We start from the raw sequence: 14290 nt of genomic DNA on the forward strand, positions 1-14290 counted from the left end.
CCCCCGGAAGCCCGGGGCCGGTGCGCCCGCACATCCGCACCGCCCCACCCCTGTCTGCCGCAGCGCGCCACGACGTGAGGAGTTCGACCATGGCTGACGCGACCCGCGACCCCGCGCGAGGCCGAGTGGCGATCATCGGCATGGGCTGCCGCCTGCCAGGCGGCGCGTCGGACCACCGGGCGTACTGGCGAAATCTCGTCGACGGCAAGGACTGCATCACGCCGACGCCCGCCGACCGCTACGACGTCGCCACGCTCGCTAGCCGCCACCAGGACAAGCCCGGCCGGCTGCTCGGCGGCCGGGGCGGATACATCGACGGCTTCGACGAGTTCGACCCCGCCTTCTTCGGCATCAGCCCGCGCGAGGCCGATCACATGGACCCCCAGCAGCGCAAGCTCCTGGAGGTGGCCTGGGAGGCGCTGGAGGACGGCGGGCAGCGCCCCGCCGACCTCGCCGGCACCGACGTCGGCGTCTTCGTGGGAGCGTTCACCCTGGACTACAAGATCCTCCAGTTCTCCGACCTCGGCTTCGGCTCACTGGCCGCGCACACCGCCACCGGCACCATGATGACGATGGTGTCGAACCGCGTCTCGTACTGCTTCGACTTCCGCGGCCCCAGCCTCTCCATCGACACCGCGTGCAGCTCCTCCCTGGTCGCCGTGCATCTGGCCTGCGAGAGCCTCAACAAGGGGGAGACCTCCCTCGCCCTGGCCGGCGGCACCCTGCTGCACATGGCCCCGCAGTACACCATCGCCGAGACCAAGGGCGGCTTCCTCTCGCCCGACGGCCGCTCGCGCACCTTCGACGCCTCGGCCAACGGCTATGTACGCGCCGAGGGCGTCGGCGTCGTCGCCCTGAAACGGCTGCCGGACGCGCTGCGGGACGGCGATCCGATCCACGCCGTCATCCTCGGCAGCGGGGTCAATCAGGACGGCCGCACCAACGGCATCACCGTGCCCAGCCCGGACGCCCAGATCTCCCTGATCCGCCGGGTCTGCGCCGAGGCGGGGATCACCCCCGGCGACCTCCAGTACATGGAGGCGCACGGCACCTCCACCCCGGTCGGCGACCCGATCGAGGCCAACGCGCTGGGCCGGGCGCTGGCCGAGGGGCGCGAGCCCGGCGCGCGCTGCTACGTCGGCTCCGTCAAGACCAACATCGGGCACACCGAGTCCGCCGCGGGCATCGCCGGACTCATCAAGACCGCGCTCTGTCTCGAACACCGGCGGATCCCGCCCCACATCAACCTGGAGCGGCTCAACCCCGCCATCGACGCGGACGCGCTGCCGTACGAGATCCCCACCCGGCTCACCGAGTGGCCCGAGCACCGGGGCCCCGCCCGCGCCGGGGTGAACTCCTTCGGCTTCGGCGGCACCAACGCCCATGTCGTCCTGGAGGAGGCGCCCCCGCGCGAGACGCCCGCCCCCGTCGAGCGCCGCTGGACGATCCTCCCGCTCACCGCGCGCACCCCCGAGGCCCTCGACGACGTCGCCGACGGCATCCGCCGCGAACTGGCCGGGGAGCACGGCGAGCCCGCCGCCCTCGCCGACCTCGGCCACACCCTGGCCCACCGCCGCCAGCACCTGGAGTCCCGGCTCGCCGTCGTCCACTCCTCGACCGCCTCGCTCGACGGGGCGCTCGCCGCCCATCTGCGCGGCGAACCCCACCCGGGAGTCGTCCAGGGCCGCCGCCTCGACCCCGAGGACCGCCGCTCGGTCTGGGTCTTCACCGGCATGGGCCCGCAGTGGTGGGGCATGGGCCGCGGGCTCTACGAGGACGAGCCCGTCTTCCGCGATGCGATCGCCCGCTGCGACGAGGAGATCCGCGCCGTCGCCGGCTGGTCCCTCGTCGACGAGATGTTCGCCGACGAGAACGCCTCCCGCATGGGCGAGACCTGGCTCGCCCAGCCCGCCAACTTCGCCGTGCAGACCGGTCTCGCCGCCCTCTGGCGGCACTACGGAGTCCGCCCCGACGCCGTGGTCGGCCACAGCACCGGCGAGATCGCCGCCTTCCACGAGGCCGGGGTCTACTCCCTCAGGGAGGCGGTCCTCATCGCCGTCCACCGCAGCAGACTCCAGCAGAAGCTCTCCGGCACCGGCACCATGCTCGCCGTCAGCCTCACCGAGGACGAGGCCGAGGAGCGCGTACGCCCCTACGGACACACCGTCTCCGTGGCGGCCGTCAACAGCCCCACCGGCATCACCCTCGCGGGCGACGAGAACGCCCTGACCCGGCTCGCGGACGAACTGCGGGCCGAGGACGTCTTCGCCAGATTCCTGACCGTCAAGGTGCCCTACCACAGCGCCGCCATGGAACCCGTCAAGGAGGAGCTGCTCGCCTCGCTCGCCGGACTGGAGCCGCGGCCCGCGCGCGTGCCGCTCTACACCACCGCCCGGGACGGGATCGCCGAAGGCCCCGAACTGGACGCCGCGTACTGGTGGCAGAACGTCCGCGACCGGGTCCGCTTCCGCGCGGCGGTCGACCGGCTCGCCGACGACGGCCACCGGCTCTTCCTGGAGATCGGCCCCCACCCCGTCCTCGCCCACTCGATCCGCGAGACCCTCGACGCGCGGGAGCTGCCGGGCCGGGCGCTGCCCTCGATCCGCCGCCAGGAGGACGAGAGCGCCCGCTTCGCCGCCTCGCTGGCCGCCCTGCACACCCTCGGCGCCGACGTCGACTGGAACGTCCTGCACCCGGCGGGCCGGCCGGCGCCCCTGCCGCGCTACCCCTGGCGGCGCGACCGCCACTGGACCGAACCCGGACCGGTCGCCCAGGTCCGCCTCGGCCGGCTCGACCACCCCCTCCTCGGCCGCCGCACCGAACACCCCGAACCCACCTGGCGCAGCGAACTCGACACCGAGGCCCACCCCTACCTCGCCGACCACCGCATCCAGGACGCCGTGGTCTTCCCGGCGGCGGGCTATCTGGAGATGGCCGCCCAGGCGGTCCGGGCCCTCAGCGGCGGCGACACCGCCGTCCTCACCGACATCGAACTCCGCAAGGCGCTCTTCCTGCCCGAGGGGGAGAGCCGGGCCGTGACGCTCTCCCTCTCCGCCGACAGCGCCGCCTTCACCGTCGCCTCCGCGCCCGGCCCGGAGCCGGACGCCGAACGGACCGTGCACGCCCGCGGCGTCGTCCGCGCCGGCCAGCGCCGCTCACCCGGGCCCGCGCTCGACCCCGGACCGATCCGCGCCCGCAGCCTCCGCCGGCTCGACGGCCCCGACTGCTACACCGAGCTGGCCGCCCTCGGCTACCACTACGGACCCGCGTTCCAGGCCCTCGACGAGGTGTGGATCGGCCCCGGCGAGGCCCTGGCCCGGCTCCGTCCCCCCGCCGCCGTCGGCGACTCCGCCGCCCGCCACCACCTCCACCCCGTCCTCCTCGACGCCTGCTTCCAGTCGCTGCTCACCCCACAGCTCCTGAACGGGAGCCCGGACGCCGCCGGAGGCACCGGGATCCGGCTGCCGCTCTCCATCGGCGAGGTCCGCGTGGACCCGGCGGGCGACCAGCCGCTGTGGGCCCACGCCACGGTCACCCGCACCGACGACGACGAACTCGTCGGCGACATCGCCGTGTACGACCAGCACGGCGCCGCGCTCGGGCACGTACGCGCCTTCCGCGCCGCCGACGTCGAGAAGGCCGCCACCGCCGTCGCCCGCACCACCATCGACTCCTGGCTCACCGAGACGGTCTGGACCGAACGCCCGCTGCCCGAGGCGGTCCCCGCGGAGACCGGACCCGGCGACTGGCTGATCCTCGCCGACTCCCAGGGCGTCGGCGACGCCCTCGCCGACCTGGTGACCGCCCGCGGCGGCCGCTGCCACCTGGTCCGCCCGGGGGACGCGTACCGCACGAGGGGCGACGACGCCGACCCCGCCGCACCCCCCTCGGGCCGCGAGTTCACCGTCGTACCCGGCTCCGCCGAACAGCTGGAGCGCGTCTTCGCCGATCTGGACATGGACGGCGCGTCCTCCTTCGGCGCGCTGGTCCATCTGTGGAACCTCGATCTGCCCCGTATCGCGGACACCCCGGCGGCCGACGTCGGCGGCCACAGCGGCCTCGGCTCCTACTCCCTGATCGCGCTCGCCCGCGCCCTGCTCTCCTCCGGCGTCGGCGGCGCACTCCACATCGTCACCCGGGGCGCGCAGCCCGTGGTCCCGGGCGAGGACGTCGAGCCGCTCGCCGCGCCCGCCTGGGGCGTCGGCCGGGTGCTGCGCCACCAGGAGCTGATGGCCCACCGCGGCAAGCTGATCGACCTGGACCCCGCCGAAGGGCCCGGGGAGAACACCGGGGACGCAGAGGGCGCCGACGACACCGGAGACCTGCCCCCGGCCGCCCTCCGCCGCGCCGAGGAGCTGCTGCGGGAGATCCTCACCGACGACGAGGAGGAGATCGCGCTGCGCGGCGGCCGCCGCCTCACCAGCCGGATCCGGCGCGCCGAGGAGCTGACCCGGCCGCTCCCGCTGCGGCTGCGCGCCGACGGCAGCTATCTCGTCACCGGAGCCTACGGAGCGCTCGGCCGGCTGCTCTGCCGCACCCTCGTCCGGCGCGGCGCCCGCAGGCTGATCCTCATGGGCCGCACCCGGCTGCCCGACCGCGACCAGTGGCGCGACACCGACCCCGACACCCCCGAGGGCCGGGCCGTCGCCTTCCTCAAGGAGCTGGAGAGCCTCGGCGCGCAGGCGATCCCCGCCCCCGTCGACCTCACCGACGAGCGCGCCCTCACCGACTGGCTCGACGGCCACCGGCGCGGCGACCCGCCGCCGATCAGGGGCGTCTTCCATCTGGCGGGCCAGGTCCGCGACGCCCTGGTGCCCGGAATGGACCGGCGGACCTTCGACGCCGTCCACGACCCCAAGGTCATCGGCTCCCTGCTGCTCCACCGCCATCTGCGGGACGAACCCCTGGAGCACTTCGTCCTCTTCTCCTCCATCGCCTCCCTGCTCACCACGGCGGGCCAGACCAACTACGCCGCCGGAAACGCCTTCCTCGACGCCCTCGCCCACCACCGCCGCGCCCGGGGCCTGCCCGCGCTCAGCCTCGACTGGGGCCCCTGGGCCACCGGCATGATCGAGGAACTCGGCCTGGTCGACCACTACCTCGTCAACCGGGGCATGAGCTCCCTCGCCCCCGACGTCGGCATGGCCGTGCTGGAACGCGTCATCGGCCAGGACCGGGCCCAGCTGCTCATCGCCACCGTCGTCGACTGGCAGGTCTTCCTCGCCTGGTACGCGTCACCGCCGCCGCTCGTCGCCGAACTCGCCGCGACCGCCCCCCGGCGGCGGAGCACCGGCGGCGACGGACTCATCGACGCCTTCCGCGCCGCCGCCGGCGACGAGGAGCGCCGAGCCCTGGCCGCCGAGCGGTTCACCGCGCTCATCGCCTCCGTGCTCCGCACCCCGGCGGACCGGGTCGAGCCCGCCGCCGGACTCGGCGTACTGGGCCTCGACTCCCTCCTCGCGATGGAGCTGCGCGCCCGCGTCCAGGCCGAGTTCGGCATCGCGCTCCCCGTCGTCGCCCTGCTCAGCGGCACCCCGGTCGGCGAGCTGACCGACCAGCTCCACGACGGCCTCACCGCGCTGGCCGCCGCCGGCGACGACAGCGCCGACGCCGCCGCGCCGGACGTGTTCGAGGACGAACACGAGTACCCGCTGACCCAGAACCAGAAGGCGCTCTGGTTCCTCAAGCAGCTCAACCCCGACGGCTACGCCTACAACATCGGCGGCGCGGTCGAGGTCGCCGTCGAGATCGACCCCGACCTCATGTTCGAGGCCGTCCGCCGCACCGTCGCCCGCCACCCCGCGCTGCGCACCAACTTCCTCCTGGCCGACGGCCGGGCCGTCCAGCGGGTCTCCCCGGAGGTCGTTCCGGACCTCAAGCTCTTCGACGTCCAGGACCAGGAGTGGGAGGAGATCCACCGCACGATCGTGGCCGAGTACCGCAAGCCGTACGACCTGGCCCACGACCCGCTCTTCCGCTTCCGGCTCTTCAAGCGCGCCCCCGACCGCTGGGTGATGATGAAGGCGGTCCACCACATCGTCTCCGACGCCATCTCGACCTTCACCTTCATCGAGGAACTGCTCGCGGTGTACGAGGGGCTGCGCCGGGGCGCGGAGCCGGAGCTGCCGCCGGTGACCGCCCGCTATCTCGACTTCCTCAACGACCAGAACCGGTTCCTGGCGAGCCCCGGCGCCGGCCGGATGCTCGACTACTGGCGCTCCCATCTGCCCGACCGGGTGCCGCTGCTCGATCTGCCGGTCGACAAGCCCCGCCCGGCGGTGCAGACCCACAACGGGGCCTCCGAGTTCTTCGTCCTCGACGCCGCGCTCAGCGCGCGCGTCCACGAGCTGGCCCGCGCGCACGAGGTCACCCCGTTCGTCGTCCTGCTGAGCGCCTACTACATCCTGCTGCACCGCTATTCGGGGCAGGACGACATCGTCGTCGGCAGCCCGGTGACCGGCCGCACCCGCCAGGAGTTCGGCTCGGTCTACGGCTACTTCGTCAACCCGCTGCCGCTGCACGCCGATCTCTCCGGCGCGCCGACCGTCGCCGATCTGCTCGAACAGGTCCGCCGCACGGTGCTGGGCGGCCTGGACAACCAGGAGTACCCCTTCGTCCTGCTGGTGGAACAGCTCGGCCTCCAGCACGACCCCAGCCGCTCCGCGGTCTTCCAGGCGATGTTCATCCTGCTCACCCACAAGGTGGCCACCGAGAAGTACGGCTACCGGCTGGAGTACATCGAACTCCCCGAGGAAGAGGGGCAGTTCGACCTCACTCTCTCCGTCTACGAGGACGAGGCCGACCACCGCTTCCACTGTGTGTTCAAGTACAACACCGACCTCTTCCTGCCGGCGACGATGCGACGGCTGGCCTCCCACTACATCCATCTGCTGGACGATCTGACCCGGGCCCCCGCCGACCGGCCCACCACCCGGCTGGAGATGCTCGACGCCCGGGAGCGGGAGCGGCTGACCGTCGAGTGGAGCGGCGCCGCCCGCCTCGCGCCGCCGCCCGGCGCACCGGAGCCGGGCACGGACCCGGCCGCCCCGCCCGTACCCCATCGCGACACCGCCGAGTCCGCCGACCGTCCGGGGAGCGACGCCGCCGAGATCGCCGACCGCCTCGCGAGCGGCACCGGCGACGACCACCGTCCCGCGAGCGACGCCGACCGTCCCGCCGATCGGGACACGGGCCGGGACAAGGGCCGGGACGCGGTCCCCGTGCACCGGCTCATCGCCGAGGCCGCCGCCGAACGCCCCGGCGCGATCGCCGTCTCCGTGCCCCCCTCGCCCCAGGGCCCGGCCCGTCTGCTGACCTACGCCGAACTCGACCACCGGGCCGCCCTCCTCGCCCACCGGCTGCGCGACCGGGGCGTCCGGTCCGGCGCGGTGGTCGCCCTCTGCCTGGAGAAGTCCCCCGAGCTGATCGTCGCGGTGCTGGCGGTGCTCAAGGCGGGCGGCGCCTATCTGCCGCTCCAGCCCGACCAGCCCGTCGACCGCATCGCCCGGATGGTCCGCACCGCCGGCGCCGCCCTGGTCATCGTCGCCGACCTCGCCGCCCGGGCCGGGATGCCGGGACTGGACGCCGACACCCTCACCCTGGCGGAGCTGGGCGTATCGGCGGGGGAGGGCCCGCACACCGGCCCGCACACCGGCCCGCACACCCCGGAGCCGCTCGCCGACCCCGAGGGCGCGGTCGACCCCGACGCCCCCGCCTACGTCATCCACACCTCCGGATCCACCGGCCGTCCCAAGGCCGTCCTGGTCAGCCACCGCAATCTCGCCTCCGCCCACCGCGCGTGGCGCGAGGAGTACCGGCTGGACGAGGAGCCCGGCGTCCATCTCCAGATGGCCGCGCCCTCCTTCGACGTCTTCACCGGCGATCTGGTGCGGGCGCTCTGCTCCGGCGGCACCCTGGTGCTCGCCGACCGCGATCTCCTCTTCGACACCGCGCGGCTGTACCGGACGATGCGCGCGCAAGGGGTCGACTCCGCCGAATTCGTCCCGGCGGTCGTGCGCTCCCTCACCGAGCACTGCGAACGCCGCGGACTGCGGCTCGATTTCATGCGGCTGCTGATCGTCGGCTCCGACGCGTGGAAGGTCGGCGAATACCGCAGACTGCGCGCCCTCGCCGGCCCTCGCACCCGCGTCATCAACTCCTACGGCGTCACCGAGGCCACCGTCGACAGCGCCTGCTTCGAGGGCCCCGCCGACGATCTGGAGGCCGGCCGGATGGTGCCCATCGGCCGCCCGCTCCCCAACAGCACCCTGCACATCCTCGACCGGCACGGCGAACCCGTCCCGCCCGGCGTCCCCGGCGAACTGTGGATCGGCGGCGACGCGGTCGCCATCGGATACGCCGGCGACCCCGACCAGACGGCCCGGCGCTTCACCGTCCGGACCCTCAGCCGCCGGCCCTCGGCCCCGCCCGTACGCCTCTACCGCACCGGCGACCTCGCCCGCTGGGACGCCCACGGCCGGGTCCATCTCCTCGGCCGCGCCGACACCCAGATCAAACTGCACGGCCACCGCATCGAGATCGACGAGATCGAGACCCAGCTCGCCCAGTGGCCGGACCTGGCCCGCGCGGTGGTCGCGGTGCGCGCCGACGCCCGGGGCGAGTCCGTCCTCTGCGCCTACTGCGTACCCGCCCCCGGCGCCGCCCTCGACCGGCGCGCGCTCCGCCGCCATCTCGCCGCCGGTCTGCCCGCCTACATGATCCCGTCGTACTTCGTGGAGCTGCCCGCGCTCCCGCTCACCCCCCACGGCAAGGTCGACACCGCCGCCCTGCCCGCCCCGGCCCCCGAGGAGAGCGACGGGGACGCGGCGGACCACGAGCCCCCCACCACCCCGTTCGAGATCAGCATGGCCCGGCACTGGAGCGCCCTGCTGGGACGGGAACAGCTCAGCACGGACCACGACTTCTTCGAACTCGGCGGCAGCTCGATCAAACTCATCGAACTGATCCACCACCTCCAGGCCGAATTCGGCGTCACCATCCCCGTCAGCGGGCTCTACCAGGTCACCACCCTGCACGGGATGGCCGCCGCCGTGGAGCGGATCAGCACCGCCCCGGCGGCCGGCCCGGCCGACGACGACCGGCACCACATCGGCTTCAACCCCGGCGCCGGGGAGCAGGTCTTCTGCTTCCCGCCCGCGGGCGGCCACGGGCTCGTCTACCGGGGGCTCGCCGGCCACCTCCCCCAGTACCGGGTCACCGCCTTCAACTACCTCCCCGGCGACGACAAGGTGATCCGGTACGCCGACCTCGTCGACGCCCTCCAGCCCGAGGGCCGCTGCCTGCTCCTCGGCTACTCCCTCGGCGGCAATCTCGCCTTCGAGACCGCCAAGGAGCTGGAGCGGCGCGGCCGACAGGTCGCCCATGTCGTCATCCTCGACTCCCACCGGATCCTGGAGCCCTACACCCCGGGCCCCGAGCACCTCGACGGCTTCGCAAGCGAACTCCGCGAACACCTGCGCAAACACACGGGATCGGAGATCGTCGCCCAGGAGACCATGGAGCACGCCGCCGACTACCTCGCCTTCTGCGGACGCACCCCCAACCTCGGCACGGTCGCCGCCGCCGTCAGCGTCGTCACCGACGAGGAGAAGGCCGCGCTGTACGCCGCCGGTGAGCGCGGCGCCTGGCACGGCAGCTCCACCACCGCCCACACCGTGCTCCGCGGCTCCGGCGTCCACGCCGACATGCTCGACGCCGGCCATCTCGCCCGCAACGCGGAACTCGTCCACCGCACCCTGACGCAGAACGGGGCAGCCCATGCGCGATGACGACGACGACTGGTCGAGCCGCCCGCCCGGCCGGAAGGCCGGCGCCCCCCGGGTGATCGTCGTCGGCGCGGGCGTCGCCGGGATGTCCACCGGGTGCTACGCGCAGATGAACGGCATGCGGACCCGGATCTTCGAGAAGCACGTCCTCCCCGGGGGCTGCTGCACCGCCTGGGCCCGCGACGGCTACATCTTCGACTACTGCATCGAATGGCTCATCGGCACCGCGCCCGGCAACGAGGCCCACCAGATCTGGAGCGAGCTGGGCGCGCTCGACGGCAAGGCCGTCACCCACTTCGACATGTTCAACCGGGTCGTCGACGAGGACGGCCGCTCGGTCACCTTCTACAACGACCCCGACCGGCTGGAACGGCATCTGCTCGACCTCTCGCCCGCCGACGCCCGGCTGATCCGCGCCTTCTGCCGCGACCTGCGCCGATTCGCCGCCATCGAGCTGTACCCGTTCCTCACCGCGCCGCCGCTGCGGACCGTACGGGAACGAGCCGCCCTGCTCCGGACCGTCCTCCCCGCCTTCCGGCTCTTCTGGCGCACCGCCGCCACCCCCATGCACGTCTTCGCCGACCGCTTCCAGGACCCGCTGCTGCGCCGGGCGTTCCGCAACATCTTCTTCCAGGACCCCGAGGGCTTCCCCCTGCTGCCGTACCTCTTCAACATGGCCGCCGCCCGCCACCGCAACGCGGGCTTCCCCCAGGGCGGATCCCTCGGACTCGCCCGGTCGATCGAGGAGCGGTACACCGGGCTGGGCGGCTCGGTCTCCTACCGCTCCCGGGTGGCGGAGATCCTGATCGAGGACGACCGCGCGGTCGGCGTCCGGCTGGGGAACGGCCGCCGGTTCTACGCCGACCACGTCGTCGCGGCCTGCGACGGGCACACCGCCATCCGCTCCCTGCTCGGCGGCCGGTACACCTCCCCCCGGATCGACCGGCTCTACGACGAGCTGCTGAACCGGCCGGGCGCCCTCTTCCCCGCCGTGGTCTCGGCCTTCGTCGGCGTCGACGGCGACCCGGGCGACCCCACCCACAGCACCACCCACCTGCTCTCCGCGAAGGACGCCGCCCACCTCCCCGGCGCACTCCAGAACAGCCTCGTGGTGCAGTCCCGCTCCCACTACTCCGACGGCTTCGCCCCACCGGGCAAATCGGTGATCCACTGCACCTACTTCAGCGACTTCGCCCACTGGCGGGAGCTGCGCCGCACCGACCGCAGGGCGTACTGGGCGCAGAAGCGCGAGGTGGCCGCCTTCGTCCGCGGCTTCCTGGAACGCGTACGGCCCGGCATCGGCGAACGGATCGAACTCGTCGACGTCGCGACCCCGGCCACCACCCTGCGCTACACCGGCAACCACCAGGGCTCCATCCTGGCGTGGAAGGCGTTCTCCGACGCCGACGACGTGGCCGCCGGACTGGTCGGCAAGGACCGGATGCGGCTGCCGGGGCTGAGCGGCTTCTCCATGGCCGGGCAGTGGGTCGGCCTCGGCGGACTGATCCGCGCCGCCTCGACCGGCCGCTTCGCCGTCCAGTACCTCTGCGACGAGTGGGGGATCCCCTTCCGGGCGGACCGCAGCACCCCCCGCGAGCCCTGGCGCCCCGAGAGGCTCGGACATCTGCCGAGGCTGGACCGGCGCGAGGGGCGCGAACGCCGGCCCCGGCGGGAGGGCGCCGGCGCATGAGCTGGAACCGGCGGGCACCCCAGGCGAAGGAGAGCGCATCCGTGGCGTCGTCGCAACGCGGCAGAGAATCGATGATCATCATCGGCGCGGGACTCGGCGGCCTCTCCACCGGCTGCTACGCCCGTATGAACGGCTATCGCACCCACATCCTGGAGATGCACGAGATCCCGGGCGGCTGCTGCACCGCCTGGGACCGCGGCGACTTCACCCTGGACTGCTGCGTCAGCTGGCTGCTCGGCAGCGGGCCCGGCAACGAGATGCACCAGATCTGGCTGGAGCTGGGCGCCCTTCAGGGCAAACAGATCCGTCACTTCGACGTCTTCAACATCGTGCGCGGCCGGGACGGCCGGGCGGTCTACTTCTACTCCGACCCCGACCGGCTCCAGGCCCATCTCACCGAGCTGTCGCCCGCGGACGCCCGGCTCGTCCGGCGCTTCTGCGACCAGCTGCGGGCCTTTCGCAAATGCCTCGCGGTCTACCCCTTCCTCACCCCCGTCGGACTGATGGGCAGGGCCGAGCGCTGGCGCATGCTCGCCTCCTTCGTCCCCTACTTCAACGCCGTCCGCACCACCATCAGCGTGCTGATGACCGACTACTCGGCCCGCTTCCAGGACCCGCTGCTGCGCGAGGCGTTCAACTTCATCCTGTACGAGAAGCACCCGGCCTTCCCCGTACTGCCGTTCCACTTCCAGCTCGCCTCGCACGCCAATCTCTCCGCGGGCGTCCCCGAGGGCGGCTCCCTGGGCCTCGCCACCTCCATCGAACGCCGCTACCGCGCGCTCGGCGGCGAGGTCACGTACAACGCCAAGGCCGAGGAGGTGATCGTCGAGGACGACCGCGCGGTCGGCGTCCGGCTCACCGACGGCCGGGAGTACCGGGCCGACATCGTGGTCTCCGCCTGCGACGGCCACACCACGATGATGAACCTCCTCAAGGGGCGCTATCTCAACGACGCCTACCGCAAGCTCTACACCGAGACCATCCTCGAACCCGGCATGGTCTTCCCCGGCTACTTCACCCTCTTCCTCGGCCTGCGGGGCGACTTCCCCGACGGAGAGCCCTGCACCACCCATCTCCTCGACGAGCGGACGGCGGCGGAGCTGACCGGAATCCGCCACCCGAGCATCAATGTGCAGTTCCGCAGCCGGCACTACCCCGAGCTGTCCCCGCACGGCACCACCGTCGTCTACGCCACCTACTTCTGCGACATCGCGCCCTGGCGCGCCCTGGACGAGGGCCCCGAACAGGCCAGCCGCAGCCGCGGCGGCCAGCGGCTGCACACCCTGCCCGTACGCCACGGGCGGGGCTACTACGCGGCCAAGCGGCGGGCCCGCGACGCGATCGTGGCCTTCCTGGAGGAGCGCCACCCCGGCCTCCGCGAGGCGATCGCCGTGCGCGATGTGTCCAGCCCGCTGACCCAGGTCCGCTACACGGGCAACTACGACGGGACCGTCCTCGGCTGGCAGCCGTTCGTGGAGAGCGGCGAGACCCTGGAGGAGCTGGTCAAGAAGCACGGCCCCGGAGTCCCGGGGCTGGCGAACTTCTATCAGTCAGGGGTGTGGGCCACCACCGGCGGGCTCATCCGGGCCGCCGCCGCCGGCCGCCACGTCGCCCAGTTCGTCTGCCGCGACGACGGCCGGCCGTTCACCGCCTCCATCGACGAGAGCGGCCCGCCGCCCACCCATCTCGTCATCCCCGTCGGACTGCGGGGATGAGCCGCGCACACGAGGAGCTGTGATGAGAACGCAGAAATGGGTGGTCCGCGAGCACATGGAGGGCGTGCCCGACGTGGACCGGGTCTACGAGAAGGTCGTCGAGGACATCGACGTCGACCTCGCCCCCGACGAAATGCTGCTGAGAACGGTCTACGTCTCCGTCGACCCCTACCTCCAGGGCATCGCCCTGGACACCGTCCTCGGCGACCACATGGGCGCCGACTCCGTCATGGAGGTGCTGGAGGCCGGACCGCTCGCCGCCCACCGCCCCGGCGACCTGGTCCAGGGATTCGGCGGCTGGCGCACCCATGTGATCGGCACCGGCGCCGCCACCCCCTGGCAGACCGGGACCTTCCCCATGGTCTTCCCCGCCTACCGCAGACTCGATCCGCGCTGGTACGACGAGACCCTGCCGCTGGCGACCGCGCTCGGCGCGATGGGCGGGCCCGGCATGACCGCCTGGGGCACGCTCACCAAGTTCATGACCGTCCGGCCCGGCGACACCGTCGTCATCAGCGGCGCCTCCGGCCCCGTCGGCTCCCTCGTGGGACAGCTGGCCAAACTCTCCGGCGCCCGGGTCATCGGCTCCACCTCCAGCGCCGAGAAGGCGGAACGCCTCACCGAACTCGGCTTCGACGGCGTCCTCCTGTACCGGCACGGGGACAGCGCGGACACCGTCCGCGCCGCGCTGCGCGGCGTCGCCCCCGACGGCGTCGACAAGTACTTCGACAATCTGGGCGGCGCCCTCACCGACGCCGTGTTCTCCATGCTCAACATCGGCAGCCAGGTCGCGGTGTGCTGGCAGTGGGCCACCCAGGTGGGCCGGGAGGGCGTCGGCCCCCGGCTGCTGCCCTACATCATGTTCCCCCGCGCCACCATCCGCGGCATCTTCTCGCTGGAGTGGTTCACCCAGGGGAACTGGCAGGCGCTCCACACCGAACTGGGCGGCCGGATCCGCCGGGGCGAGGTCGTCTGCGACCACACGCTCCACCACGGCTTCGACAGCATCCCCGAGGCGTACGCCAGCCTCTACCGGAGCCGGGGCGGCCGGCTGGGCAAGGTCCTGGTCCGGCTCTGACCCGTCCCCCAACCCGTCTACG

General features: G+C 73.0%; 4 protein-coding genes. All 4 read left to right on the forward strand.

Features of this window, described 5'->3' with window-relative positions; genetic code table 11:
• Positions 1 to 89: 89 nt before the first annotated feature.
• The 4 genes from ACF089_RS27840 (at position 90) to ACF089_RS27855 (ending at position 14268) form a co-directional block, all read left to right on the forward strand.
• Positions 90 to 9788 carry an amino acid adenylation domain-containing protein gene (locus tag ACF089_RS27840; RefSeq protein ID WP_392032078.1) on the forward strand — a complete coding sequence of 3233 codons (9699 nt, stop codon included), beginning with the start codon at positions 90 to 92 and terminating at the stop codon, positions 9786 to 9788.
• Entirely contained in the window at positions 9778 to 11475 is a 1698-nt protein-coding gene (locus tag ACF089_RS27845) for a phytoene desaturase family protein (protein ID WP_392032081.1), read from the forward strand. The genes ACF089_RS27840 and ACF089_RS27845 overlap by 11 nt, the downstream gene beginning before the upstream one ends.
• A gap of 71 nt (positions 11476 to 11546) precedes the next feature.
• Entirely contained in the window at positions 11547 to 13190 is a 1644-nt protein-coding gene (locus tag ACF089_RS27850; RefSeq protein ID WP_392032439.1) for a phytoene desaturase family protein, read from the forward strand.
• 22 nt (positions 13191 to 13212) lie between these two features.
• Positions 13213 to 14268 carry an MDR family NADP-dependent oxidoreductase gene (locus ACF089_RS27855; protein ID WP_392032084.1) on the forward strand — a complete coding sequence of 352 codons (1056 nt, stop codon included), beginning with the start codon at positions 13213 to 13215 and terminating at the stop codon, positions 14266 to 14268.
• Positions 14269 to 14290 lie beyond the last annotated feature (22 nt).

Origin of the sequence: Streptomyces sp. NPDC014894, assembly GCF_043080985.1 — a bacterium.
Classification (GTDB): Bacteria; Actinomycetota; Actinomycetes; order Streptomycetales; family Streptomycetaceae; genus Streptomyces.

Bases quoted from the DNA above. Each gene is read 5' to 3' on its own strand.
- ACF089_RS27840 (WP_392032078.1), top strand. From the start codon at position 90: ATGGCTGACGCGACCCGCGACCCCGCGCGAGGCCGAGTGGCGATCATC.
- ACF089_RS27845 (WP_392032081.1), top strand. From the start codon at position 9,778: ATGCGCGATGACGACGACGACTGGTCGAGCCGCCCGCCCGGCCGGAAG.
- ACF089_RS27855 (WP_392032084.1), top strand. From the start codon at position 13,213: ATGAGAACGCAGAAATGGGTGGTCCGCGAGCACATGGAGGGCGTGCCC.
- ACF089_RS27850 (WP_392032439.1), top strand. From the start codon at position 11,547: ATGATCATCATCGGCGCGGGACTCGGCGGCCTCTCCACCGGCTGCTAC.